The 25037-nt window shown below is 63.2% G+C and carries 24 protein-coding genes, 1 tRNA gene and 1 other annotated feature; of the genes, 9 read left to right on the top strand and 16 right to left on the bottom strand.

Annotated features, from left to right (window positions below; genetic code table 11):
- Positions 1-2 precede the first annotated feature (2 nt).
- Positions 3-899, bottom strand: coding sequence for a helix-turn-helix domain-containing protein (locus tag H6B31_RS06025; RefSeq protein ID WP_204897722.1), 897 nt, complete (start codon positions 897-899; stop codon positions 3-5).
- A 123-nt stretch (positions 900-1022) separates the two neighbouring features.
- Here H6B31_RS06025 and H6B31_RS06020 point away from each other — a divergent pair, with 123 nt between their 5' ends.
- Positions 1023-2219, top strand: a complete 1197-nt coding sequence (locus H6B31_RS06020; protein WP_204897721.1) for an MFS transporter — start codon at positions 1023-1025, stop codon at positions 2217-2219.
- 96 nt (positions 2220-2315) lie between these two features.
- Here the strand turns inward: H6B31_RS06020 and H6B31_RS06015 are convergent, their stop codons facing one another.
- From H6B31_RS06015 to H6B31_RS06000, 4 genes are all read right to left on the bottom strand, one after another.
- Positions 2316-3104: an ABC transporter ATP-binding protein gene (locus tag H6B31_RS06015; RefSeq protein WP_204897745.1), complete on the bottom strand. Its 789-nt coding sequence runs from the start codon at positions 3102-3104 to the stop codon at positions 2316-2318.
- Positions 3105-3111: 7 nt separating this feature from the next.
- Positions 3112-4017: an ABC transporter permease subunit gene (locus H6B31_RS06010; RefSeq protein WP_204897720.1), complete on the bottom strand. Its 906-nt coding sequence runs from the start codon at positions 4015-4017 to the stop codon at positions 3112-3114.
- Between the two features lie 83 nt (positions 4018-4100).
- The gene (locus H6B31_RS06005) at positions 4101-5138 is read right to left on the bottom strand and encodes an ABC transporter substrate-binding protein (protein ID WP_204897719.1); all 1038 of its coding nucleotides are present in this window, start codon (positions 5136-5138) and stop codon (positions 4101-4103) included.
- Between the two features lie 113 nt (positions 5139-5251).
- Positions 5252-5495: a binding site (T-box leader), on the bottom strand.
- Positions 5496-5672: 177 nt separating this feature from the next.
- The gene (locus H6B31_RS06000; RefSeq protein ID WP_204897718.1) at positions 5673-7781 is read right to left on the bottom strand and encodes a glutamine synthetase III family protein; all 2109 of its coding nucleotides are present in this window, start codon (positions 7779-7781) and stop codon (positions 5673-5675) included.
- A gap of 318 nt (positions 7782-8099) precedes the next feature.
- Between H6B31_RS06000 and glnA the strand changes: the two genes are divergently transcribed.
- Together glnA and H6B31_RS05990 are read left to right on the top strand one after the other, a co-directional pair.
- Positions 8100-9431, top strand: coding sequence for a type I glutamate--ammonia ligase (glnA, locus tag H6B31_RS05995; protein WP_204897717.1), 1332 nt, complete (start codon positions 8100-8102; stop codon positions 9429-9431).
- A 133-nt stretch (positions 9432-9564) separates the two neighbouring features.
- Positions 9565-10119 (top strand): ANTAR domain-containing response regulator, encoded by a 555-nt coding sequence (locus H6B31_RS05990; protein WP_204897716.1) that lies wholly within the window; start codon positions 9565-9567, stop codon positions 10117-10119.
- A 62-nt stretch (positions 10120-10181) separates the two neighbouring features.
- Here H6B31_RS05990 and H6B31_RS05985 read toward each other — a convergent pair whose 3' ends face one another.
- Positions 10182-11042: a C39 family peptidase gene (locus H6B31_RS05985; protein WP_204897715.1), complete on the bottom strand. Its 861-nt coding sequence runs from the start codon at positions 11040-11042 to the stop codon at positions 10182-10184.
- Between the two features lie 267 nt (positions 11043-11309).
- On the opposite strand from H6B31_RS05985, the gene dapF reads away from it, so the two are divergent.
- A complete protein-coding gene (gene dapF / locus H6B31_RS05980; protein WP_204897714.1) occupies positions 11310-12110 on the top strand; it encodes a diaminopimelate epimerase in 801 nt (266 codons plus the stop codon).
- Between the two features lie 87 nt (positions 12111-12197).
- On the opposite strand, the gene H6B31_RS05975 is transcribed toward dapF, so the two are convergent.
- The 4 genes from H6B31_RS05975 to H6B31_RS05960 form a co-directional block, all read right to left on the bottom strand.
- Positions 12198-13661, bottom strand: a complete 1464-nt coding sequence (locus H6B31_RS05975) for a M23/M56 family metallopeptidase (protein WP_204897713.1) — start codon at positions 13659-13661, stop codon at positions 12198-12200.
- A complete protein-coding gene (locus H6B31_RS05970; protein WP_204897712.1) occupies positions 13654-14040 on the bottom strand; it encodes a BlaI/MecI/CopY family transcriptional regulator in 387 nt (128 codons plus the stop codon). Before H6B31_RS05970 ends, H6B31_RS05975 begins: the two co-directional genes overlap by 8 nt.
- A gap of 242 nt (positions 14041-14282) precedes the next feature.
- Positions 14283-15782, bottom strand: coding sequence for a ribosomal protection-like ABC-F family protein (abc-f, locus tag H6B31_RS05965; RefSeq protein WP_204897711.1), 1500 nt, complete (start codon positions 15780-15782; stop codon positions 14283-14285).
- 353 nt (positions 15783-16135) lie between these two features.
- Positions 16136-17068 (bottom strand): DUF4349 domain-containing protein, encoded by a 933-nt coding sequence (locus H6B31_RS05960; protein WP_204897710.1) that lies wholly within the window; start codon positions 17066-17068, stop codon positions 16136-16138.
- A 202-nt stretch (positions 17069-17270) separates the two neighbouring features.
- Here H6B31_RS05960 and H6B31_RS05955 point away from each other — a divergent pair, with 202 nt between their 5' ends.
- The 4 genes from H6B31_RS05955 to H6B31_RS05940 all read left to right on the top strand — a co-directional run bounded on the left by H6B31_RS05955 (position 17271) and on the right by H6B31_RS05940 (position 20361).
- Complete coding sequence (locus H6B31_RS05955; protein WP_204897709.1) at positions 17271-18014, top strand: N-acetylmuramoyl-L-alanine amidase; 744 nt, start codon at positions 17271-17273, stop codon at positions 18012-18014.
- A gap of 11 nt (positions 18015-18025) precedes the next feature.
- The gene (locus tag H6B31_RS05950) at positions 18026-19318 is read left to right on the top strand and encodes a glycosyl hydrolase family 18 protein (protein WP_204897708.1); all 1293 of its coding nucleotides are present in this window, start codon (positions 18026-18028) and stop codon (positions 19316-19318) included.
- A gap of 167 nt (positions 19319-19485) precedes the next feature.
- Entirely contained in the window at positions 19486-19878 is a 393-nt protein-coding gene (locus H6B31_RS05945; protein WP_204897707.1) for a thioesterase family protein, read from the top strand.
- 3 nt (positions 19879-19881) lie between these two features.
- Positions 19882-20361, top strand: coding sequence for a YbaK/EbsC family protein (locus H6B31_RS05940; protein WP_204897706.1), 480 nt, complete (start codon positions 19882-19884; stop codon positions 20359-20361).
- An 8-nt stretch (positions 20362-20369) separates the two neighbouring features.
- Here H6B31_RS05940 and H6B31_RS05935 read toward each other — a convergent pair whose 3' ends face one another.
- Positions 20370-20975 (bottom strand): zinc metalloprotease, encoded by a 606-nt coding sequence (locus H6B31_RS05935; protein WP_204897705.1) that lies wholly within the window; start codon positions 20973-20975, stop codon positions 20370-20372.
- An 11-nt stretch (positions 20976-20986) separates the two neighbouring features.
- Positions 20987-21979, bottom strand: a complete 993-nt coding sequence (locus H6B31_RS17500) for a M23 family metallopeptidase (RefSeq protein WP_204897704.1) — start codon at positions 21977-21979, stop codon at positions 20987-20989.
- Positions 21980-22093: 114 nt separating this feature from the next.
- Here H6B31_RS17500 and H6B31_RS05925 point away from each other — a divergent pair.
- A tRNA-Pro gene (locus H6B31_RS05925) sits at positions 22094-22170 on the top strand.
- 341 nt (positions 22171-22511) lie between these two features.
- Here the strand turns inward: H6B31_RS05925 and H6B31_RS05920 are convergent.
- The 4 genes from H6B31_RS05920 to H6B31_RS05905 form a co-directional block, all read right to left on the bottom strand.
- Positions 22512-22976, bottom strand: a complete 465-nt coding sequence (locus H6B31_RS05920; RefSeq protein WP_204897703.1) for a hypothetical protein — start codon at positions 22974-22976, stop codon at positions 22512-22514.
- A gap of 18 nt (positions 22977-22994) precedes the next feature.
- On the bottom strand, positions 22995-23177 hold the full coding sequence (locus H6B31_RS05915; protein ID WP_204897702.1) for a hypothetical protein: 183 nt from the start codon (positions 23175-23177) through the stop codon (positions 22995-22997).
- Positions 23178-23542: 365 nt separating this feature from the next.
- Positions 23543-23941, bottom strand: coding sequence for a hypothetical protein (locus H6B31_RS05910; RefSeq protein ID WP_204897701.1), 399 nt, complete (start codon positions 23939-23941; stop codon positions 23543-23545).
- 155 nt (positions 23942-24096) lie between these two features.
- Complete coding sequence (locus H6B31_RS05905) at positions 24097-24735, bottom strand: hypothetical protein (RefSeq protein WP_204897700.1); 639 nt, start codon at positions 24733-24735, stop codon at positions 24097-24099.
- Between the last annotated feature and the right edge of the window lie 302 nt (positions 24736-25037).

The raw sequence follows: 25037 nt of genomic DNA, 5'->3' as shown, positions 1-25037 counted from the left end.
CCTCACCGCTCCCCCGCGGCCCGGTATTCCCGGGGCGTACAGCGGTAGAAGCGCCGGAACTGCTTGGCGAAATTGCTGGGGCTGCCGAACCCGCAGGCCAGGGACAGCTCTGAGACGCTCCGCTCCGGATGGCGCAGCAGCAGCTCCGCCCCCTGCGTCACCCGGTATTTCAGCAGGTACTGGATCGGGGAGCACTGGATGGTCTTTTGAAAGCAGCGCAGGCACTCCCGCTCCCCGATGTCGGCCGCCCGCGCAATGTCCGACAGGGTGAGCTCCCTGGCGTAGTTCTGATGGATGTACTCCAGCATTCTCCGCATGCGCAGGTTGTCCAGGCTCTGCCCCGCCCCGGGGCGGTCCATTTGAGGCTGAAAGGTCTGAATCAGCTGAAAGGTGAGGCGGGACAGGCAGTCCCGTACCAAAAACTCATAGCCGTCCGGCTCGCCCTCCATCGCCTCGAAGGCCCGGCGAAAGCTGTCCGCCGCCTCCCGCTCCCCCTCCTCCGGGAAGAGAAAGCCGGTGAAGGCGGGACAGCGGATCAGCGGGTCTATGTACCGCCGGGCAAATACGGAGTGCTCGCCGCCGGTGAGCAGGGACGGGTGGAACACCAGAGAGCGCAGCTCGCAGAAGTCCGGGGCCCTCCCGGCGTGGAGCATATTGGAGTTGACCGCAAAGAGATCGCCCGTCCGGAGCAGGACGGTCTCCGACGCCGTTCTCCACTCCAGCGCTCCTTCCTGTACATAGAGGAGCTCCAGCTCCTCGTGCCAGTGCCATGGAATCCCGTCCCTCTGCTGTCCGGTGTAGCGGGCGGAGTAACCCGCGCAGGGAAACTCCAGCGTCCCGTGGGGCTGAAGCTCCTTCAGCCCCCGGTCCAGATTCAGCCCGCACTCCTGAAGCGCCATGCGGCACACCCCCGGTCTCCGCCAAACTTGGCGGTTTTCTTATATTATAAGTCCAAAATTGAATTGATTCAAGGCCGCTTTGTCGGTATGATGTGAAAAGCAACATTGACAGGAGGCAATCCGATGTTTCATCTGCTTTTAGGAATCATCTATCTCGCGTTTGTCAGCCTGGGCCTGCCGGACTCCCTGCTGGGCGCGGCGTGGCCCAGCATATATCCGGAGTTCTCCGTCCCGGTCTCCTATATGGGAGGGATCTCCATGATCATCGCGGCGGGCACCATCGTCTCCAGCCTGCAGAGCAGCCGCCTGACCGCCTGCTTTGGCACAGGGCGGGTGACCGCCTTCAGCGTGCTGCTGACGGCGGCGGCCCTCTTCGGCTTCTCCATCAGTCGCTCCTACCTGGAGCTGTGCCTGTGGGCGGTCCCCTACGGCCTGGGGGCGGGCTGTGTGGACGCGTCTTTGAACAACTATGTGGCTCTCCACTACGCCAGCCGCCACATGAGCTGGCTCCACTGCATGTGGGGGGTGGGGGCCTCCCTCGGCCCAGCCATTCTGGGCCTGGCCCTCTCCGGCGGCCAGAGCTGGAGCATGGGGTACCGCTCCATTGCGGCCCTTCAGATCCTTCTGACGGCCGTTCTCTTCCTCAGCCTCCCACTCTGGGGCCGTGCCCCTTCGGCCGGAGACCAGGACGGCCCCTCCCCTGCCCCGGCGGCCCGAGCCCTCTCTCTGTCCCAGATCGTCCGGATTCCCGGGGCAAAGGAGGTTATGCTCACCTTTTTCTGCTACTGCGCGCTGGAGCAGACCACGGGGCTCTGGGCCAGCAGCTATCTGGTGCTGCAGTGGGGGCTCTCCTCTGAGACCGCCGCCCATTTCGCCAGCCTGTTTTTCATCGGGATCACGGTGGGGCGGGCCCTCAGCGGGTTTTTGACCTTAAAGTGCTCAGACGCCCAGATGGTGCGCCTTGGGCAGGGCGTCGTCCTGGGCGGCCTCATCCTGCTGCTTCTGCCTCTGGGGGAGCGGGCCGCACTGCCGGGCCTGATTCTCATTGGGCTGGGCTGCGCTCCCATCTACCCTTCCATCATCCACGCCACCCCCGAGCACTTCGGCCCGGCCTGCTCACAGGCCATGATCGGGGTTCAGATGGCCTCCGCCTACGTGGGCACCTGCCTGATGCCGCCGTTCTTCGGCCTGCTGGCCAATCACATCGGCGTGTCGCTGCTGCCGGGATATCTGCTGGTGATTCTGGCGCTGATGGCCGCCAGCCATGAGGGGCTGCTGCGGCGCACCGCAGGCCGGCCGGCCGAGTCCGCCGCCTGCTGATCCAATCAGAAACCCGCCGCCCGCGGTGAGAGGGGTCCTCCAAAATCGGAGCCCCTCCCCGCGGGCGGCGGGTCTGTATTTCTGTATTGTTGATGCTCAGTCAGACAACAGAATCCGGTCGTTATCCAGGTCCTTCCCGGCCCCGGCCCGGAAACGCTCCAGAAGGTCGTTCACCGTCATGCCGGCGCGCTCCTCCCCCTGGACGTCCAGGACAATGTGCCCGGAGTCCATCATCAGGGTGCGGTTGCCCAGCTCCAGGGCGTTTTTCATATTGTGGGTGACCATGAGGGTGGTGATGCTGTGCTGGGACACCACGTCCCGGGTGATCTTCAGCACCTTCTCCGCCGTCCCCGGGTCCAGCGCCGCCGTGTGCTCGTCCAGCAGCAGCAGCTTGGGGGGATTCATGGTTGCCATGAGCAAGGTCAGGGCCTGGCGCTGTCCGCCGGACAGGAGGCCCACAGGCTGACGCATCCGGTCCTCCAGCCCCATGTCCAGCAGGGCCAGCCGGTCCTGAAACCGCTTCCGGTCCGCCTTCGTCATGGGGGAGAACCACCCGCCGCTGCCCGCGGCCAGGGCCAGATTCTCCTCAATGGTCATGTGGGGGGCTGTGCCCCGCATGGGGTCCTGAAACAGCCGGCCGATCTGGCGGCTGCGCTTGTGGGCGGGCAGATAGGTGATGTCCTGCCCGTCCAGGGCGATGGAGCCCTCGTCCACATAGAAGTCCCCGGCGATGGCGTTGAACAGGGTGGATTTGCCCGCCCCGTTGGAGCCCACGATGGTGACGAAATCCCCCGCCGCCAGCTGGAGAGACAGGCCGCTCAGGGCCTGCTTCTCGTTGACGGTCCCGGGGTTGAAGGTCTTGGCAATGTTCTGGATTACCAGCATATCCATGTCACTCACCTCTCCTTCCCGCCAGCGCGCGGCGCTTCTGCATCTGGAACGCGGCCCACCGGCGCACTGCCGGAGCGGCGATGGCCACCCCCACGATGACGGCGGACACCAGCTTCATGTAGTCCGCGGGCACGTTGAACCGCAGGGCGGCGGCGTAGATGAACCGGTAGATGATGCTGCCGGCCACCACGCCCAGCACCCGCCGGGTCATGGAGCCCTTGCCGATGAGGGTCTCCCCGATGACCAGGGCGGCCAGGGCCAGCACCACCATACCGGTGCCGCTGTTCACGTCGGCGAAGGTGCTGTACTGTGCCACCATGGCGCCGGACAGGCCGGTCATGGCGTTGGCCACGCACAGGCCCACAGTGATGGTGAAGTTGGGGTTGATGGAGGAGGCCCGCACCATGTCCGCATTGTCCCCGGTGGCCCGGATGGACAGGCCCAGCCGGGTGCCCAGAAAGAGGACCATCAGGGCGCACAGGGCCAGCACAATGATGGCGGTCACCGCCAGCTCATACCAGCTCCCAGCGAAGCCGGCGTCCTTGGCCATGGTGTAGATGGTGTCGGTCTGGAACAGGGACTGGTTGCTCTTGCCCATGACCATCAGGTTGATGCTGTACAGGCCGATGTTGGTGACGATGCCAGCCAGGATGGAGGGCACCGCCAGCTTGGTCTGCAAAAAGGCGGTGATGAACCCGGCCGCCGCCGAGGCCGCCATGCCGGCGGGCAGGGCCAGGATGGGGTGTCCCGCCAGACACATCATGGCGGACACGGCGCTGCCCAGCACAAAGGCGCCGTCGGTGGTCATATCGGCAATATTCAAGATGGAAAAGCTGAGAAACAGGGCCAAGGCGATGGGGGCGTAGAGAAATCCCGCCTCCAGCGCGGCCTGAACAATGGTCAGCACAGTGGAACGCTCCTCTCAATCAAAACAGGCCGCTACCCCCCGCCGGCCGGCGAGGGGTAGAGACGGCTTTTTCAAAATCCCAATCAGTCCTGGGTGGTCTGGACCTCCACCACCTGGGAGCCCATGTCCTGGAACAGGGAATAGTCCAGGCCCAGCGTGGCGGCGGTGTCGGTGTTTACGGTGATAATGTCGCCGGACACGGTGACATACTCGGGGAACTCCCCGGTCTGGAGGACCTCCAGGGCCAAATCGGCGGTCTGGGTGCCCAGATCGGTGTAGTTGACGCCGCAGGTGGCGAAAGCGCCGTTGCGCACGAAGGAGTCGGCCCCGGCGTAGTGGGGGATGCCCGCCTCAGCCAGGATGGGGGCGATGGCCAGCTCGGTGGCCTGGACGGCGTTGTCGGTGGGGGTGAACACCGCGTCCACCTGGCCCAGCATGGAGTTGACGGCGGCAATGATCTCGTCGGAGGTGGTGCCCGTCTTCTCCAGATAGGAGACGCCCTTCTCATCCAGATAGGCCTTGGCATCCTCGATGGCGGGGGCGCTGTTCACCTCGGAGGTGGAGTACAGCAGGCCCACCGTCTGGATGTCCGGGTCGGCCGCCAGCATCATGTCCAGCAGCAGCTCTACGTTCAGCGCGTCGCTGGTGCCGGTGACATAGTCGATGCCGGTGAGGTTGGCCACCTCGGGGTAGCTGACGGTGCCGTAGATCACCGGGGTCTGGCTCTCCTCCGCCACGGACACCATCTGCTGGGCGGCCAGGGTGCCGATGGGGATGATGGCGTCATACTGGTCGGCCAGGATCTGAGCGCCGATCTGAGACAGCGTAGAGGTGTCGTTGTTGCCGTTGAAGTCGCCGCACTCAATGGTGATGCCCAGTTCCTCACCCTTGGCGTTCAGCTCGGCGGTGATGGCGTCCCGGATCTCGTTCATGGACGCATGGTCCAGCTGCCGGACGATAGCGACCTTATAGCCGTCCTCTCCCCCGCTGTTGGAGGCGCCGCCGGAGTTGGAGCCGGAGCTGCCGGAACTGCTGGAGCCGCCGGAGCAGGCGGCCAGGGACAGGGCGAGAGACAGGGACAGGGACGCGGCCAAAAGCTTCTTCATCGTGTTCTTTTTCATGGGAATACCTCCATAGTCTGCCCGCTTGGGGCTGAAATTTGTCTGGGTGGGTGATGGAGGGGCCGCTGCCAACGGCCTTGATTTTGGAGTATAAAAAAACAGCCCCTTATCCCCTATGGGACAAGAGCTGCACTCCTGCGATACCACCCAAATTGACGTTTCAAACGTCCGCTCGCTTCACGCGCCATCACGCGTGCCCGATGGATAACGGGTGGGTCCCCGTCGGCATCTACTTGGTCTCCCGTTCAAGCCGCCCTCGAAAGTCCATTCACTCGGCCGCGCCCCGCCCCGATCTCACCACCCGGGACTCTCTTCAGGTTTGCCGCACCGGCTACTACTCTTTCTCGCAGGTTTCATGCTGTTTGGTTGTTGGGGTTATTATAGCCGCCCCTCCCCTGTTTGTCAAGCATCAATTTTTCCGGACGCGGACCTTTTTTCCCCGGCGCAGGCCCCAGGCAGAAAGCCCGCCGCCCGAAAAAAGTGTCTCAGGCGGCGGGCAAAGGCGCAGTTCAACAGCAAGAAAGGGAAACTCCCTTACACCTCGAACATCAGGTCGCCGTAGGTGGGCACCGGCCAGATGGACTTGTCCACCATCAGCTCCAGCTGGTCGATGGGGTAGCGCAGGGCGTCCATGGCGGGGACCACGGCGGTGCGGTAGGCAATGGCCATCTCCTTCACATCCTGGATGGCGTCCACCCGGTCCATGAGGGGCTTGAGCTGCTCCAGGGCGGCGGAGGCCTCGGCCAGGCGGGCGCTCACATCCTTGAGGAGGCCGCGCTGCACGGACAGCTCCGCCTCCGGGCAGGCGGAGGCCACCGCGGTGATGGACTGGGCCAGACGGGTGGTGTAGCCAATCACGGTGGGGATGTAGTGCTTGGCCGCCATGTGGATCATGGTGTTGGCCTCGATCTTGATGGTCTTCACGTATGTCTCATACATGATGTCCGCCCGGGCCTCCAGCTCGGACTGGGTGTAGATGCCGAACTTGGTGAACAGATTCACCGCCTTCTCGGTGGTGAGGGCGGGCACCGCGTCCACCAGAGAGGCCAGGTTGGGCAGGCCCCGGCGGGCGGCCTCGGCCACCCACTCGTCGGAGTAGCCGTCCCCGTTGAAGATGATCCGCTGGTGCTGGGCCATGTTGTCGTGGATGAGCTTGGTGCAGGCGGCGTTGAAGTCGTCGGCCCGCTCCAGCTGATCGGCGGCCTCGCACAGGGCCTCGGCCACAATGGCGTTGAGGGTGGTGTTGGCGTCGGCGATGGAGTCGGAGGAACCCACCATGCGGAACTCAAACTTGTTGCCGGTGAAGGCGAAGGGGGTGGTGCGGTTGCGGTCGGTGGCGTCCTTGTTCAGCACCGGGACGGTGGACACGCCGGAGTCCAGCTTGCCCGAGGCCAGCAGCTTGACGGACTCGGCGTTGGAGATGATCTGATCCACCACGCTCTCCAGCTGGTCCCCCAGGAAGATGGAGATGATGGCGGGAGGGGCCTCCTGGCCGCCCAGGCGCTGGTCGTTGCCCACGCAGGAGGCGGACTGGCGCAGCAGGTCGGCGTGGGTGTCCACCGCCTTCATGATGCAGGAGAGCACCAGCAGGAACTGGAGATTCTCGTTGGGGGTGTCGCCGGGGTCCAGCAGGTTCTCCCCGGTGTCGGTGCCGATGGACCAGTTGTTGTGCTTGCCCGAGCCGTTGACCCCGGCGTAGGGCTTCTCGTGGAGCAGGCACACCAGCCCGTGGCGGGTGGCCACCCGCTTCATGGTCTCCATGGTCAGCTGGTTCTGGTCCACGGCCAGGTTGCACATGGTATAGATGGGGGCCATCTCGTGCTGGGCGGGGGCCACCTCGTTGTGCTGGGTGGTGGCGGGGATGCCCAGCTTCCACAGCTCCTCGTTCAGGTCGGACATGAAGGAGCCCACCCGGTCCCGGATGACGCCGAAGTACTGGTCCTCCAGCTCCTGCCCCTTGGGGGCGGGGGCGCCGAACAGGGTGCGGCCGGTGTAGATCAGGTCCCGGCGCTTCAAATACTTCTCCCGGTCCACCAGGAAGTACTCCTGCTCGGGGCCCACCGAGGGGAACACCTTCTGGGCCTCAGTGTTGCCGAACAGACGCAGGATGCGCAGACCCTGGGTGTTGATGGCCTCCATGGAGCGCAGCAGCGGGGTCTTCTTGTCCAGGGCCTCCCCGGTGTAGGAGACGAAGATGGTGGGGATGCACAGGATGGTACCCGCGGTCATCTCCTTTACAAAGGCGGGAGAGGTCATATCCCAGGCGGTGTAGCCCCGGGCGTAGTGGGTGGAGCGCAGGCCGCCGGAGGGGAAGGAGGAGGCGTCGGACTCGCCCATGATGAGCTGCTTGCCGGTGAGCTGGAGGATGGTCTTTCCGTCCTCCGGCCGGGTGATAAAGGCGTCGTGCTTTTCGGCGGTGATGCCGGTGAGGGGCTGGAACCAATGGGTGTAGTGGGTGGCCCCCTTCTCCACCGCCCAGTCCTTCATGGCGTTGGCCACAATGTCGGCGGTGGCCATGCTGATGTTGCCCCCGTGCTTCATCACGTCCATGACCTCCCGGAACACCCCCTTGGGCAGGCGCTCCCGCATGACGGCGGTGCTGAAGACGTTGGAACCGAAGATCTCTGTCACGTTCACGCTCATACTTTCAAACCCTTTCCTTTACCATACAGACTCCCCGAAACGAAAAGAGGGACAAGCCCGCCCCCTCCGGACACGCTTGTCCCCTCCGCAGACCGGCGCGCGCTCAGCGCCGCGGTCCACTGGGTGCATTGTATTAAGAATACCGTACCGGCGGGCATTTTGCAAGTCTTGAAACCCACAAACTTCAGAAACCTCCGGGAACCGGATGTGGAATTTTCCACGAAAAGAGGCGCAGCGGCGCAAACATCCGCTTGACAGGAGGTTTCAGGCCGTTATACTGTTTTTATCAGCCAAAACCTGCGGAAAGGGGATACAACTATGTCCTACACCAAGGAAGACATCCTCCGGATCGTGGAGGAGGAAGAGATTGAATTCATCCGCATGCAGTTTGTGGACATCTTCGGACAGCTGAAAAACGTGGCCATCACCGCCTCGCAGACCGGCAAGGCGTTAAACAACCAGATCATGTTCGACGGCTCCTCCATCGAGGGCTTTACCCGGGTGAACGAGTCGGACCAGTACCTGTTCCCGGACCGGAGCAGCTTTGCCATTTTCCCCTGGCGGCCCGCCCAGGGGCGGGTGGCCCGGCTCATCTGCGACGTGTACGACACCGACGGCACCCCCTTTGTGGGCGACCCCAGAGGGGTGCTCCGCCGGGTGGTCCGGAAGGCCCGGGACATGGGCTTTGACGCCTTCAACATCGGCCCTGAGCTGGAGTTTTTCCTCTTTGAGACCGACGAGGAGGGCCGGGCCACCACACGCACCGGGGACCAGGCGGGCTACTTTGACCTGGGCCCTCTGGACCAGGGGGAGTCCACCCGCCGGGAGATCTGCCGGATGCTGGAGGAGATGGGCTACGAGATCGAGGCCAGCCACCACGAGAGCGCCGCTGGACAGCATGAGATCGACTTTAAATATGTGGACGCCATGGACGCCGCCGACAAGATCATGACCTTCAAGCTGGCGGTCAAGACCATCGCCCAGAAAAACGGACTCCACGCCACCTTCATGCCCAAGCCCCTCTTTGGGGCGGCGGGCTCCGGCATGCACCTGAATATGTCCCTGTTCCGGGACGGGAAAAATCTGTTTTACGACCCCGACGACCCCCGCGGCCTGTCCCAGATGGCCTACTCCTTCATCGCCGGCCTGCTGGAGCACGTGAAGGGGTTCACTGCCCTGACCAACCCCCTGGTGAACTCCTACAAGCGGCTGGTCTCCGGGTATGAGGCCCCCTGCTACAAGGCCTGGTCGGCCTCCAACCGCTCCGCCCTCATCCGCATCCCCGCCTCCCGGGGGAGCTCCACCCGGGTGGAGCTGCGCAGCCCCGACCCGGCCTGCAACCCCTATCTGGCCATCGCCGCCTGCCTGGCGGCCGGGCTGGACGGCATCGAGCGGGGGCTCACCCCTCCCCCGGAGATCCCCGGGAATATCTATGAGATGGACGCGGCCACCCGCTCCGCCTTCGGCATCGAGACCCTCCCCCGCACCCTGGAGGAGGCCCTGGAGGCCATGAAGCAGGACCGGCTGGTCATGGACGTGCTGGGCGAGCATGTGGCCTCCCACTATCTGGCCGGCAAGCAGCGGGAGTGGGAGGAGTACCAGACCCGGGTGTCCAGCTGGGAGATTGAGAAGTATCTGGTGACCTATTGAGCGCATCCCACGGACAGCGCAGTATAAAAGTAGAACGGCAGGGGCCTGCCTCTGCCCTGCCGGAAAGAGAAAATACCCCCGCCCCGCAGGGCGGTCCCCTGCACCAGATCAGAGACAAAGGAGGGAGACACTTATGGACACCGTCATTGTGGCCTTTGAAAACGCCAAATTTGTCCGCCAGCTCCGGGAGCTGCTGGAGAGCGCCGGGGTGGCCGAGTGTCTCCCCTGCTCCTCCGGGGATCAGGTGCGCCGCCTGCTCCAGCGGCAGGGGGCCTGCTGCGTCATCTGCGGCCCCCACCTCACCGACGGCCCGTCGGAGTGGCTCTTTGACGACCTCCCCCCCTCCTGCCTGATGCTGATGGTCGGGCCCAAGCACCAGCTGGATTTGTGCGGCAGCCCTGACATCTTCAAGCTCCCTACCCCCCTGCGCCGGGAGGAGACCGTCCTCACCGTGCGGCTGCTCATCCAGTTCAGCCACCGGATGGAGCGCTTTGCCCGCAGCAGCCGCAGCTCTGCCGAGCAGCGGGACATCGACCGGGCCAAGCGGGCCCTGATGGAGAAAAAGGGCCTCACCGAGGAGGAGGCCCACCACCGGCTCCAGAAGCGGAGCATGGACGAGGGCCGCCGGCTGGTCCAGACCGCCCGGCAGGTGCTGGCGGAGCTGGAGGAACCGGCGTCCGAAAGATAGAGCGAGCTCCGGCCCTGAATTGGGGCCGGAGCTCGTACTGTTTTAAGTGTGTTTTTCCTGGCTCAGGAAGCGGGGGTGGGAATGACGAACAGCATGTCGTTGCCGCCCTCCTCCTGGGGGAACTGGTTGTACATGGTGAAGTTGTAGTAGAACCGCTCGGCGGGATAGATGCCGTAGCCGTCCTGGTTGTGGTCGGTGGTGTCATAGGGGTCGGCCACGATGATCACATCGTCCTGGGTGGTCTCGGTGCCCAGGGTGTCGTAGCCGATGATCACCTGCCAGTGTCCGCCCCAGTCGTTCCAGGCGATCAGAATGGGCTTGCCTTCCGCCAGGGTGGACTGGATGGTGTCCAGGGTAAATTCGCTGTACACGTCCTGGCAGTCCAGCGTAGAGGTGTATGTAAAGCCGCCGACTCCGTCCAGCATGTCCAGCGCCTGCACCAGTGTGGTGCCTGGATACCCCTCCAGCTCGGTGCCGTCCAGGGAGTGGCGCAGGGCAGCCAGAGACTCCTCGTTCCAGTCTCCCATCCGGTCGTACCAGTTGAGCGTCATCAGTACACAGGCGACGCCGCAGCTCCACTCACTGGTCTGCTGGATGGTCTGGAAATTGGTGAGGATGGTGAGGGTGTCGTTGGACTCCATGTTGTAGAAGTCCGGGTGGGCAAAGTAGATGGAGTCGGCGTGGTCGCCCTGCCGCTCCACCGAGTCGGACCCGTCCTCCGGGGACAGATCGACGGCATAGGGAATTTTCATCTCGTCGGAAAAGTTTCCGGTTTCCGTGGTCTCCACGGTGTGCTTTGTGGCATCCGCAAGGGATGTGTCCGCCGCCCCGGCCGACTGGCTACCGCTCTGTGTGGTGGCGCATCCGGCCATCAGGCCCAGCACCAAGGTGGACGCCAGTGTCAGAGTGACTGTTTTTTTCATTTCTCGATCTCCCTTCGCCGCATCTGCGGCTTGTTTGGTATTCTGCGCCGCAAAGTGCAGTGGGCTTAATTATAGGGGAATTGGGGAGAAATTGCAACTATAAATTTCTGTCCCGATGCTCTAATTTTTCCCCCTCCCCCCTTCTCCAGTTCGTCGGTGTGACGAACCACAGTTTATTTGGTAAACAAAACTTAGTTTTTGTTGATCGGTCTGATCGTTCTGTCCGGCGCATAAGCTTTAACAGCGGCGCTGGAAAGGAGCGATGACATGCACATCACCAAAATGCAGGGGCTGGGCAACGACTACATTTACTTGAACTGTCTGGAGACGGTCCCGGAGGACCTGCCGGGGCTGGCGGTGCGGCTGTCCGACCGGCACTTCGGGGTGGGGGGCGACGGCCTCATCGCCATCCGGCCCGGCGTGACCGGGGACTTCTCCATGGACATGTACAACGCCGACGGCTCCCGGGGGACCATGTGCGGCAACGGCATCCGGTGCGTGGGCAAGTACGTGTACGACAAGGGACTCACCCGTAAAACCTGCCTCACCATCGACACCGGGGCGGGCCCCCGTGCTCTGGAGCTCCACCTGCGCCGGGGCCGGGTGGACCAGGTGACCGTGGACATGGGGGAGCCCAGGGTCCTCCCCTCGGTGGAGCTGGCGGCGGAGGACGAGGTGTTCTCCGCCTGGCCGGTGGAGGTGGGCAACCCCCACGCGGTCATCTTCTGTCCGGACCCAAAAGTGGTCCCCCTGGAGAAGGTGGGGCCGATTCTGGAGCGCTCTCCCCTGTTCCCCGGCCGGGTGAACGTGGAGTTCGCCGCCCCCCGGGACGGGGACCGGCTGGACGTGCGGGTGTGGGAGCGGGGCAGCGGCATCACCCTGGCCTGCGGCACCGGGGCCTGCGCCGTGCTGGCGGCGGGGGTCAAGACCGGCCGATGCGGCCGGAGGGCCTCCGTCCACCTGCCGGGGGGCGTGCTGGAGCTGGACTGGCGGCGGGAGGACGGGCACATCCGGATGACCGGCCCGGCGGTCACCGTATTTGAGGCGGATGTGGAGGAATCCCTTTAATCCAGTAACCGAACAGTATTTTTCCTTTACAGGATTTTGTCGCAAAAAATGGCCGCGTGACGCGGCCATTTTTCGTGTCGTCTGTGGTTATCGAAGCTCCGCGCCGCCCATCACAGCGGCGACGGATTCGTCCAGGTAGTCCAGCGGGTCCACCCGGGTCCCGTCCAGGGCTACCTCGAAGTGGAGGTGGTCCCCGGTGGCCATCCCCGTCCGGCCCACCAGGCCGATCTGGTCCCCGGCGAAAACGGTCTCCCCCGGCTCCACGGCGTACTCCCGCAGGTGGGCGTACTTGGTAGTCATGTCCCCGTGCCGGAGCAGGACGTAGTTGCCGTCCGACGTGTCAAACGCCGCCTCCAGCACCGTCCCGTCCGCCGCCGCCAGCACTGGAGTTCCCCCGGCCCGGGGGAGGTCGATGCCCTCGTGGGAGGTGATCTTCCCGGTGATGGGGTGGACGCGGGTCGCAAAGTTCATGGACAGCTCTATCGTGTTCCCGGCCTCAATGGGCCAGTCCAGCATGACAGGCGTGGCCTCCACGCCGGCTTCTTTCAGCTGTTCCTCCACTACCGCCGGGCCGGTGTAGGCCCCCAGGGCGGTGGTGGCCAGCGCCAGGGTCAGGCAGGCGGCCGCCCCCAGGGCAAATGCCTTCTTTCCATAGGTCTTTGCATTCATCATAGCAGTCAAGCGCTCCTCTAATCGCTGTTTCTGGGAAAACAGGGCGGTGGATGGGGCCCCCTTCCCGCCCGCGGCCAGGCGGAGCAGCAGCTCCCCGTACCGGGCTCGCCGGGGGCGGTCCCAATCCCGGGCCACCGTCTGGTCGCAGTACAGCTCACAGTCCCGGTCCAGCCGCTCCGCCAGGAGCCGGGCCGCCGGGTTGAACCAGTGGACGCACACCGCCAGGGCGGCCAGCCACTTGCCCCACAGGTCCCGGTGCCGCCAGTGGGTGAGCTCATGGGAGAGCACCCCTTCCAGTTCCTCCTGGGACAGCTCCAGCTCCGGCAGGATCAGCTGGGGCCGCAGCAGCCCCACCAGCATGGGGGTGGGCGCCGCAGGGCTGACCCGCAGGGCGGGCGGTCTCTTCTCCCCCTGGGTCAGGCGGGCGAACACGGCCCGCTCCCCCGGCCCGGCGGGCCGCAGGGTGTGTCTCAGCTCTCGGCACATCCGGCCGTAGGCAACTCCCCGGCGCGCCAGCGCCGTGAGGAAGCCCGCCGCCCACAGGGCGGTGAGGCCCGCCGCCAGGTCGATCTGTCTTCCCGTTTCCTCGTGTTCCAAAATCTCATAGGACGGCGCGGTGTGGGAGGGGACCTCCTCCAGCGCCTGGGTGGAATGCTCGGGGGCCGCCGCCTGGCGCAGCTCCGCCGTCCCCCGGTCCAGCAGTCCTCCAGAGATGCTCCAGGGGCACAGCAGCCGGAACAACACCAGCAGCCACATGAGCCGCCGGACGCCGGGCGGGATTCTGCCCCGCAGCAGGCGGGCCAGCACCTCCGCCAGCCCCATCAGGCAGGCGCCTGACAGGGACAGGGAGAGCAGGGCGGCCAAAAACTCCTCACCCATGGCCTTCCTCCTCCGGGTACAGGATGGACCGCAGGTCCTCCAGGTCCTGGGCGCTGAGCTGGGACCGCTCCACCAGAGCGGCCACCAGGTCCTTGGCGCTCCCCCGGTACACCTTGTCAATGAGGGAGCTGGTGGACCACGCCTGGTACTCCTGCCGGGTGAGAACGGGGCGGTAGTAGAACACCTCCCGCTTCTCCGCCTCCACCGCGCCCTTCTCGCACAGACGGCGCAGCAGGGTTTTGACGGTGGAGGCGTCCCATTGGTGGCCCCCCTCCAGGGCGGCGCGGATGGCGGCGATGGGCATGGGCGCGTCCGCCTGCCACAGCACCTCCAGCACCTCCACCTCCGAGGCGGAGATTTTCGCGGCCAATTCATTCATGTGGAATCCCTCCCAAGATAGGGTACAGCTGTAACCTGTCTATAGGTTACACTCGTAACCTCTCTTTGTCAAGAGGCTTTCAGCGTTTTTTATGATTTGCGGCCCTGTACGATAAGAGGTAAAAAAGCGGGCGGCTGCCCCCTCGAGCTCCCCCACCCTGTCTCAGGCGGATTTTATTCTGCACAGGGTTTTCGACACGCTGCGGGCGGCCGCAAGGGCTGCCCCTACAGGGATCAATTCGGTCATTTCATTTCCCACCGCGACAGCTCCACCGCGGCGGTGGCCACGTGCTCCCGGAAGGTCCGGTCATGCTCCACAAAGACCATGGTGGGCCGGTACTGGAGGATCAGCTCCTCCAGCTGGATGCGGGAGAACAGGTCGATATAGTTCAGCGGCTCGTCCCAGATATACAGGTGGGCGCTCTGGCACAGGCTGGCCGCCAGGAGCACCTTTTTCTTCTGGCCCGCGCTGTACCCCGCCATGTCCCGCTCCAGCAGGGCCCGGGAGAAGTCCAGCTTCCGCAGGATGGTGAAAAATTGGGTGCGGTCCACCCCCTGCGCCCGGGCGAAGTCCGCCGGGAGGCCGGACAGGTGGTCGGCGCGCTGGGGCACATAGGAGATCACCAGCCCCGAGCCCCGCCGCAGCAGTCCGGTGTGCTCCAGTTCCTCCCCCATGAGCAGCCGCAGCAGGCTGGTCTTGCCCGAGCCGTTGCCCCCCAGCAGGGCGATCCGGTCCCCCTCCTCCACCTGGAAGGTGCAGGGGGCACATACCGGGCGGCCGCCGTAGCACACGGACACCTCCCGCCCCTCCAGCAGGCGGCCACCGGGGAAGGACTTGGGCGCCAGCTTCAGGGCGTCGGCGTGCTCCACGTCCCTCAGCAGGGCAGATTTCTCCTGAATGGCGCTGCGCTGCCGGTTTTCCAGACTCTTGGAGCGCTTCATCATCTTGGCGGACTTGTGGCCCACAAAGCCCCGGTCCACCTTCAATCCGGAGTTCTCGCTGCCGTACTTGCTCCGCTCCACCCGGTCGGACCAGCTCTCGGTGCGCCGGGCGGCCTGCTCCAGCCGCCGGATCTCCCCTTTCAGCTTCTCGTTCTGGGCCTCCTCCCGCCGGTCCCGGGCCTCCTTCTCCCGGAACCACACGGAGAAGTTCCCCTGGATCAGCTCCTGCCCCGCCGGGTTCAGGGCCAGAATGTGGTCCACGCACCCGTCCAGAAAGGCCCGGTCGTGGGAGACCAGAAGGAACCCCCGGCGCAGTCCCCGGAGATACCGGGCGGTCAGCGCCCGCCCCGCCTCGTCCAGGTGGTTGGTGGGCTCGTCGATCATGGGGTAGCCGTCCTCCTGGAGGAACAGGGCGGCCAGCCGGGCCCTGGTCTGCTCCCCGCCGCTGAGGCGGTCAAAGGGCCGGTCCAGCAGCTCCTCCCCCAGCCCCAGCTTGTTCAGCTCCCGCAGGAGCTTCCACTCGTCCTCCTCCGGCACTCCGTCCATCAGCACGTCCCGGGCGGGCCGCTGAGGGTCCCGGACGGGCTTCGGCACATAGAGGGGCCGCTCCGGCCGTATCATGGTTCCCTTCCCTTCCAGACTGCCCTCCAGCAGCCGCAGCAGAGTGGTCTTGCCCCGTCCGTTCCGCCCCACCAGGCCCAGCTTCCAATCGGTGTCCCACTGGAGGTTCAGGCGTTCAAAGACTGGGGTGTGGTCCCCGTCGTGGGTGAAATCCAGGTTCTGGATCAAAATTTGAGACATGGTCATGCCCTCCTTTGTCGGTGAAAATCAAAAACCGCGAGCTGGGTCCTCCCCACACTCGCGGCACACCGACAGGGTCCCGGCGCGCACAGGCGCACCAGGACCAAATATAAAACAGCCGGAGGCAGAGCAGGCAAACAAGACCCTCTCGCATACGGCATGACAAAGCCGGGACCGTCTCCGGTCCTCTCTCGCTCTATCACGCTCAGCGATGGGAATTGCGCATGCTCCCGCCTCCTGTCCTATCTCAAGTCGGGACGATGATACCACAGTCGTCCCGGGCTGTCAATCACTTTTTCCGGGGGCGCGGCAGAAGCCGCGCCCCTCCTCTGACCATTTCCTTCTTCTTGGCCTCACGGCTGCCTCTCCTCCGGAGGGCCGCCTTTCCGGCCCCGGCGCACCCGCCGCCAGTAGAACAGCCCGCCCCCGGCAGCGCCCAGCACCACAATCACCAGGAATAGGTGGTAGGACAGCCACACCAGCAGGTCCTGGACCCCCTGGACCAGTCCCGCCGCGCTGGCGGACAGGCCGGCGGCCATCCGCTCTCCCAGTCCGGCGGTCTCTCCCGGCGTCTGGCTGAGACTGAGGACCTCCGTCAGGGACAGGTCCACGGTGGCGTAATCGATGAGGTCGTCGTAGTGTTCCAGATCGGTGGTCAGGCTCTGGATCTCGTACTCCGTCTCGCTCAGGGCGTTCTCCAGCTCAATGATGCTCTCCATGGTGTCCGCCTGGGCCAGCAGGTCCAGCAGCCGCTCCTGCTTGGTGCGCTGGGCGGCCAGCCGGGTCTCGGTGTCGTAGTAGGCCTGGCTCACGTTCTCGCTGCTCTCGGAGCGGCGGACCACATAGCCCAGGGTGCCGGACTGATCCAGAAAGGCGCTGAAATTCTCCTCGGGCAGCCGGATCACATAGTTTCCGTACCGGGCCGCGTTCTGGTCCCGGAGGCTGCCCCCCTCCACCTGGGCGGACTGGAAGTATCCGCCGGCTTCCGCCACCAGCGCCTCCAGGGAGGCCGCCGCCGTGTCAAAGGCCTCGGTCTGGATCTCCAGCTCCGCCCGGCGGATCAGCTTGGCGTTCTGCCCCGCCTGGGGGGAGGCCTCCTCCCCGTTTGCCGCGCCCGGCTCGCCGGGGGCGCTGTTCTGGGAGTCCTCCGCGGAGAAGGAGAGGCTCTCCCCTCCCTCGGCGCTGCTGGAGGCGTCGGCCTCCCCTCCTCCGCTGGCTCCCCCGCCGCAGGCGGTGAGGGAGAGGACCAGCAGAGCCGCCAGCCACATGGTCACTGCTCGTTTCATCTCGCTTCGCTCCTTTCTTCCGATCCAAATGCGGGAATTGCTTCTCTAACCATTCAGACGGAAACGGGAGGGGCCAGTTGCGTTGAAATTACATTTTCGAGGAAAATTTTTCATCAGGGTCGGCAAAAGACTTTAAAGCCGGGTAAAATCACCTTCCCTCCGCCCCCCGCATAGGATGGGAAAAAACAGGAGGTAACGCCCTATGCCCATCATCTATCTCTCCCCCTCCACCCAGGAGGGCAACTACTACGTCAACGGCGGCACCGAGGAGGAGTACATGAACCTGCTGGCGGACAAAATGGTCCCCTATTTGGACGCCTCCGGCATCCGGTACACCCGGAACACCCCGGACATGACCGCCGCATCCTCCATCGCCGCCTCCAACGCGGGGAACTATGACCTGCATCTGGCCCTCCACTCCAACGCCGCCCCGGAGGGAAAATACGGCCAGGTGCGGGGAATCATCGTCTTCTACTACCCCACCAGCCAGCCCGGCCAGCGGGCCTCCACCATCATCGCCAACAATTTAAAAGCCATCTACCCCCTGCCCAGCCTGGTGCGGGCTCAGGGAACCACAACCATCGGGGAGGTGCGCCGGGTGCGGGCCCCCTCCGCCTTCCTGGAACTTGGCTACCACGACAACCTGGAGGACGCCAACTGGATCAAGGAGAATCTGGATGCGGTAGCCCGGAATCTGGTTATGTCCCTCACCGACTTCTTTGATATCCCCTTTCTCACCCCGGAGCCCATCCGGTCCGGCCGGGTGGATGTGGACTGGGGGGTACTGAACATCCGCGCCCGCCCTAATCTGAACGCATCCATCCTGGCCCAGGCTCCAGACGGCGCCCCCCTTGCCATCCTCAATCACTCCGGCGGCTGGTACCTGGTCAACTACAAGGGGACCATCGGCTACGCCAAGGACGACTTCGTCACCCTAAACGGCTGAGGAGGCACGCCATGGACATTCATGTGGTGCAGCCCGGGGACACCCTCTACCGGATCGCCCAGCAGTACGGCGTCCCCATGTCCCGCCTGCTGCTGGATAACCGGCCCCCAGACCCTAACCGTCTGGCGGTGGGGCAGTCACTGGTGGTCCAGTACCCCCGGGAGACCCTGATCCTCCGGCCGGAGGAAACTCTGGCCCAGGCCGCCCAGCGGGGCGGGATCTCCCTGCGCCAGCTTTTGCGGAACAACCCCCAGCTGGAGGGCGGAGAAAACGCCCTCTCTGGCCAGGAGCTGGTCCTCTCCTTCCAGCAGGAGAAGGAGGGGACCCTCTCGGTGGGCGGCTACGCCTACCCGGAGATCGACCCGGCCCTCCTGCGCCAGACCCTCCCTTTCCTCACCACCATGGCCCCCTTCACCTACGGCATCACCCCCCAGGGCGGGCTCGTCCCCCTGGACGACCAGGCCCTCATCGACGCCGCCAAATCCATGCGGGTACGGCCCATCCTTCACCTGTCCACTCTCACCCAGGAGGGCACCTTCTCCAACGAACTGGCCCACACCGTCCTCACCGACGGGGCGGTGCAGAACCGCTTGGCGGCCAGCCTGCTGGAGACCATCCAGCAGAAGGGGTACCGGGGGCTGGACGTGGACTTCGAGTTCGTCTACCCGGAGGACGCCTCGGCCTACGCCGCCTTCATCGCCCGCATGCGGGAGAGCCTGTCCCCCCTGGGCCTCCCGGTCTTTGTAGCCCTGGCCCCCAAGACCTCCGCCAACCAGCGGGGGGATCTGTACGAGGGACACGACTACCGCATGCTGGGGGAGGCGGCGGACTTCGTATTTTTAATGACCTATGAGTGGGGCTATACTTACGGCCCACCCATGGCGGTGGCCCCCCTGCGCAATGTGGAGCTGGTGGTGGACTACGCCCTGAACGAGATCCCGGCGGAGAAGATCTGGATGGGCATTCCCAACTACGGCTACGACTGGACCCTCCCCTTCCGCCAGGGGGACCGGGCCCAGTCCATCTCCAACCAGGAGGCGGTGGCTCTGGCCGTCCAAAACCGGGCGGCCATCCGCTTCGACCAGGCGGCCCAGTCCCCCTGGTTCCGGTACGTGGATGGCCAGGGCCGGGAGCACGAGGTGTGGTTCGAGGACGCCCGGAGCATCCGCGCCAAGTTGGAGCTGGCCCACTCCCGCGGCCTGTACGGGGTGGGCTACTGGAATCTCATGAGCCCCTTCCCCCAGAACTGGGCCCTGCTGAACAGCTTATATGAAATTCCGCCGGGAGACGAACCCCTGTTCTGAGGCCGGCAGGCAACCCCAAAGGGCGGGCCGTTTCCCAATTTTCAAACAGGGCCTAGATTTTTCCCGAAACTTGGGGTAAAATGCAGTATGCAAGCCAGGCCCCTGGGTGCAATGGCGCTTCAGCGCCCCCAGGGGCCGGAACACTGGATACAAAGGAGAAATCACCCATGTCCATTGAAATTGGAATCAAGGGCCGGGCCGAAGACATGGTCCGGGAGGAAAACACCGCCCAGGCGGTGGGCTCCGGTACCCTGCCCGTCTTTGCCACCCCCGCCATGACCGCCCTCATGGAGAAGGCCGCCTGGACCTCCCTGGCCCCCTATCTCAGCGAGGGGGAGAGCACCGTGGGCACCAAGCTGGAGATCACCCACGACTCCGCCTCCCCCCTGGGGATCAAGGTGTGGGCCGAGAGCGAGGTCACCCAGGTGGACGGAAAGCGCATCGTCCTGAAGGTGGCCGCCTACGACGAGAAGGGCCTCATCGGTCAGGGCGTGCACGAGCGCTTCATCATCACCAACGACCGCTTCCTGGCCAAAGCCGGACGGAAGCTGGAGGGCTGAGCCATGTCCATTGAGCGTGTCCGCGCCTACTTCCAAGAGCTGGGTCGTGAGGGGGACATTCTGGAGTTCCCCGTCTCCAGCGCCACCGTGGAGCTGGCCGCCCAGGCAGTGGGCGTCATCCCCGCCCGCATTGCCAAGACCCTGTCCTTCCTGGTGGACGACGGCTGCGTCCTCATCGTGGCCGCCGGGGACGCCAAGATCGACAACCCCAAGTACAAGGCTATGTTCCACACCAAGGCCAAGATGCTCACCCCGGAGCAGGCCCAGGAGATGACCGGCCACGCCGTGGGCGGCGTGTGCCCCTTCGCCAACCCCGAGGGGGTCAAGACCTACCTGGACGTGTCTCTCAAGCGCTTTGACACCGTTTTCCCCGCCGCCGGCAGCTCCAACTCCGCCATTGAGCTCACCTGCGGCGAGCTGGAGGAGTATTCCCACAGCCTGGGCTGGATCGACGTGTGCAAGGGCTGGCAGGAGGAGGCCTGACCCTCCCCCTATGCAGCTTCGCCCCTCCGCCGTTTTCTTCGGCGGAGGGGTTTCCTTTTCTCCTCAAAGCCCGCCTCCCGGAGCAGATTGAAGCACAGCCACGCCGCGGTGAGGAGCAGCGTGGGCCCTGCCCCCGCCCCCACCAGGACCAGCCCCAGGGCGGCCAGCGCCCCCGTCAGTAGCCGGTCCAGCCACCAGCCCGCCCGCCAGGCCGCCTCCGGCCCCAGCAGCCAGGCCAGAACGCACCGGAGCACCCGCCCACCGTCCAGCCGCCCCACCGGCAGCAGGTTGAAGCAGCACAGCGCCAGATTCAGCCCGGCAAACACCCAGCCCCGGGAGAACCGGCAGAACGTCAGAGCTAGGGCCAGATTGACCAGGGGGCCTGCCAGGGCGGCCAGGACCTCCCCGCCGTAGGACAGGGAGCGGTCGATCTCCATCTCCGCCCCCACGGCGGTGATGGACAGCCTTCGCACCCGTACTCCCAGCAGGAGGAGGACCAGCAGGTGGCCCAGCTCATGGAGGGTGCAGGAGAGCAGCGCCAGAGGGACGATCCCCTGGCGGTCCAGGTAGTTGAGCCAGGCGGCCAGCAGAAGAAAGCCCCCGGTGACCTCCACCCTTCCCGGCCTCAGCCGGTCAAAAATTCCACGTAGTAGGCGGGATTGAGATGCAGTCCGTTCCATTTCAGCTCCAGATGCAGGTGGGGGCCGGTGGACACCCCGGTAGAACCCACTTCAGCCACCTTCTCCCCTGCCGCCACCACCTGCCCCTGGGAGACACACAGTTTGCTGCAGTGGGCATAAAATGATTTGATGCCGTTGCCGTGGTCAATCTGAAGGTAGAGTCCGTGGTCGTCGTTCTCCCCGATGTAGTCCACGGTGCCCGCCGCGAAGGCCCCGATGGGGTCTCCAATCTGGCCGCCGATGTCCACCCCGTTGTGGAACTTGTATTCCCCGTCCACCGGGTGGTCCCGATAGCCGTACTCCGAGCGCAGATGGCCCAGCACCGGGGTCACCGTCTGCAGATTTCCCAGGGAGATACAGTCCATGGTGTAGTTCTCCGGCAGGGGCTCGCCGCTGTAATCCGCCTGCCACACCACGGTGCCTACCGCTGGAACAGTCTCCTCCGCCGCCGGCTCAGGAATCGGTTCCTCTGCCTGGACCTCCGTCTGAAACCACTCCTCGGGCACCTGGTCCAGGTGCAGGTAGTAGGCCGCCTGCTCCGCCGTCCCTGCCTGCTGGTTCAAAAAGTCCTGGGCCGCCTGAACCTGTACCGACGGGTCCAGAAGTTCCTCCTCCTGGGAAGGGCCGAACACCTGGACGCAGAAGTCCCCCAGCTCCCCTAAAATCGGCCCCTTTCCGGCCAGGTTCTCCCCCAGGTCCGCCAGAGCCGCCCGGAAATCGGTATCCGAGGACAGAAGGGCCTGCAGATCCCCCTGAAGCTGGGTCAGGCGCTGGGGAAAGACACCCTTGCCGATAAAGACCACCGCGAACAGGGCGGCACACACCGCCAGCTGCGTCAGACGCACCCGTTCCCGGGCCAAAGTCCTCTGCCGCCGGCTCCCTTCCCGGACGTTGTGGCCGTATGCCCTCCGGCTGGACCGCTGGACCGTTTTGTACATCTGCATCCCCTCCCGTGCAACGCTTCAGATAGGGTAAGGATATTCCAGACAAGTTTGGGATATTCCTCTTGACAGGAGAAGGGAAAATCACTATAATTAGATAGCTGTCACAATCGGGGTGTGGCGAAGCTTGGTATCGCGCTTGGTTCGGGTCCAAGAGGCCCCGGGTTCGAATCCCGGCACTCCGACCAAAAAGTGCTGTTTTCTGATGAAAACAGCACTTTTTCTTTTCTTTTGGTGTAAAAATATCATTGAAAATGAGCTCCAATTCCGTCAAGGTTCAGTTCCATTATTTTTACTTCATGACACTGCCGCCCCGAGCAATACTCGGGGCTCAGTCAGCTTGTCGAAAAACCTCTGTTTAGATGAATCCGCCTGAGTATTGGCGGGGGAGCTCAAGGGGGCGGCAGCCCGCCTCGAGTGGGATCAAATGCCCTGAAGGCCTTGCTTGGCAAGGCGTTCAGCAAGCGCAGCGAGGACTTTTCCTCCGTTGAACGTCGGGAAAGTAACGGCATTTTGTTTTGATTCAATTTCAGTCCCAAGTGTTAAATATGATCTCACCGACCGTCTGCGGGTTCCAATAGCGGATCTGTTCCAGTTCTTCCGAACCCAGTTCACCGCACAGACCACGCCAGTCCTGATTCAGCTCGGCAATGCTCAGAAACCGCACCGGAATTTCCGGCAGCTGGAGCCATTCCGGCCGCTGGGTCAGAACAAATCTGCCGGAAGTATCCCGCTGAGCAAAGGCCGCATAGGAATAATGGATGTTCTGCAAAAGGAAGACGGACTGGCCAAATCTGCTGAGTCCGGCAAGATAGAAGTTTCTCGCAGCTGTGTTCGTATCTATTTCTGTCACAGCTCCGTCGCTTTTCCGGGCCAGTGTATGACACATCCGACGGAACTCTCTCTCATCCAGGAACGGAGGCGCGCCTGTTTTCACGCTCCAAAATCCAGTGATTCCTTTTGGAAGCATTATGTCATTACTTTTTGTTTTCATTGCTTATTTAGATGCCCCCTAGACGAGCCTCTTTGTGATGGCCTCATCCACCGGTTCCAGTTCTTTCTCCAACACACACTGCAAATCCCACAGCAGGCGTGTTTCTTCCCCGACGCTGACAGTTAATTTCCCGGTGGCCTCCCAGCGGCAAAGAATTCGGTAGAGGGCGATTGCCTGTTGTTCATTCAATTCTATCTTCATAATTCTATCTCCATCAGGCCGTCAGTTGGTCGTCAAAGCAGTTGCCGATAAAGTCAAAAAATGCGGTGCAAATTGCCACATAATCGCCCTCACCGCAAGATATCTATACTGACCGAGATGCAGCGCTGCAGTGGTTCAAACATATAATTTTGACTGAATGCAGCAAATTTACGATCCCGGATTACATGGTTTCCTCATATATTTTATACGTTTCGAGGTATGCGTCAAACGGCATTCCTTTCAGCAAAATCTCGCTCATGGCGGGTGACCTCTAGTCTTCAAGCATTACAGACAAAATCGCTTCTGGGCTTTTACCAACTGCCGCAAAACTCTGATACTTTCTCTGCTCTTGATACGAAACGTTTCTATTCTGGGGTGAAGATCCGAACAAAGCCCTCTGTCCAGTCACACTGGCCGACCCGGTAGGTATCCAGACTCCACTCCTGTCTATTCAGTTGCCGTCTGGCAACTGCAAGTGCTCTCTGAGCATCTGCCCAGTCCGCGTAGCAGTCGCTGCTCCAGATGTCTGCCTCGTTCCCGCCTTCGTCCTCATCCCAGCCCCAGATCATATGGACCTTCCCGCACGGACCGATTTTACCGATCACTGTCTTTTCTGTGATCTCATAGGTACAGGGATAGTCCCGGAACCCAGGGATAGAAGATAAGTAGTGTTCAGCCTCCTGCCGTGCCTTTTTGTGTGATTTAAACAGGCCGATAAAAAAAGCTTCCTGCCGCTCATTGAACAGAGACAAGCTATACAACATACCGTTTCATCCTCCCTTTCCTTTTTGTAATTTTTTGGAGCGGCAAAATGGAGCGCCGCCACAGGATAGGCCACCTTGACCTTGACGCAGTAGTTCCGGCAGTAGGCACAGTCACGGATGCTCTCAGGCCCAAGATTCCTGTAATAGGTACCTCCTCACACCAAAAGCCAGTTCTGGCCGTCTGGCATGGGCCAGACGCTCCCTAGCATCCGCTCCAGAACTCTGCCTGTCTTAAAATCCCGTACAAGAACCTCCTCCCGATAGTCCGGGTCCTCGTACCATTTCTCCGTATACATCCTGCCTCCCTCCAGAAGAACAAAACTCTCACGGGCCTCCAACTCAAACTCCCGGCGCTCCGGCCAGAGGACATAAAACCGGTTGCCCTGGGGCGCTCTGGTCAAGAGTAAGGGCGAGGCCTTCAGCATCAGATTGTAGCAGTCCTCCGCCAAGGAAAGGGGCAGCACCGCCAGCGTGCTGGCCGCTCCTGCTGTCTCATCGAAAGTCAGAATATGGATCTCCTCTTTGGAAAAGTCCACCATCAGTAAAACCACATGGCCATCACAGTACACCGGCTTTCCAAGATACTGACCGGGCTTCGTGCGGACGGGCTCATATACGGTTCCATTGGGATAACGAACCAGGATACCCCGGCTGCACTTAGCAGGGTGTCCGTCCCGGTAGAGTTCTCCCGCCTCATACAGGTCTCCTCCTGTGCAGTCCATGCCCCAGTACCATTGGTTGCTGCCCGGCACTGGTTCCAGATAGGTGATCCCTTTTGTGAGAATGCGTTTCATTTTCTGCCCTCCCCTGCCGTATCTCAATTGGATTCTGAGATTATATCACGGCAAATGGGGGAATCTTTTAAACTTTCTCTTAAAACTTTCTTAATACCCGGGAGCGGTGTATCCGGTCAGGACTCATGGGTGTTTCCCTATCTTCCAGAGAACAATCCCTACCAGCCGATACAAAAAAACGCTCCCCCGCCCTGTCGGTAAAAGGTGACGGCATGGGCAGGGGAGCATTTTTGAACATAGATCTATGCATCTTGTTTTTGAGCGCTTCAACCGCGCTGCATCTATAAATCCGGACAGATTTA

Origin of the sequence: Pseudoflavonifractor capillosus (assembly GCF_016899775.1) — a bacterium.
Classification (GTDB): Bacteria; Bacillota; Clostridia; order Oscillospirales; family Oscillospiraceae; genus Lawsonibacter.
Note: the sequence above shows the minus strand (reverse complement) of the source record. Positions and strands in the feature narration are given on the sequence as shown.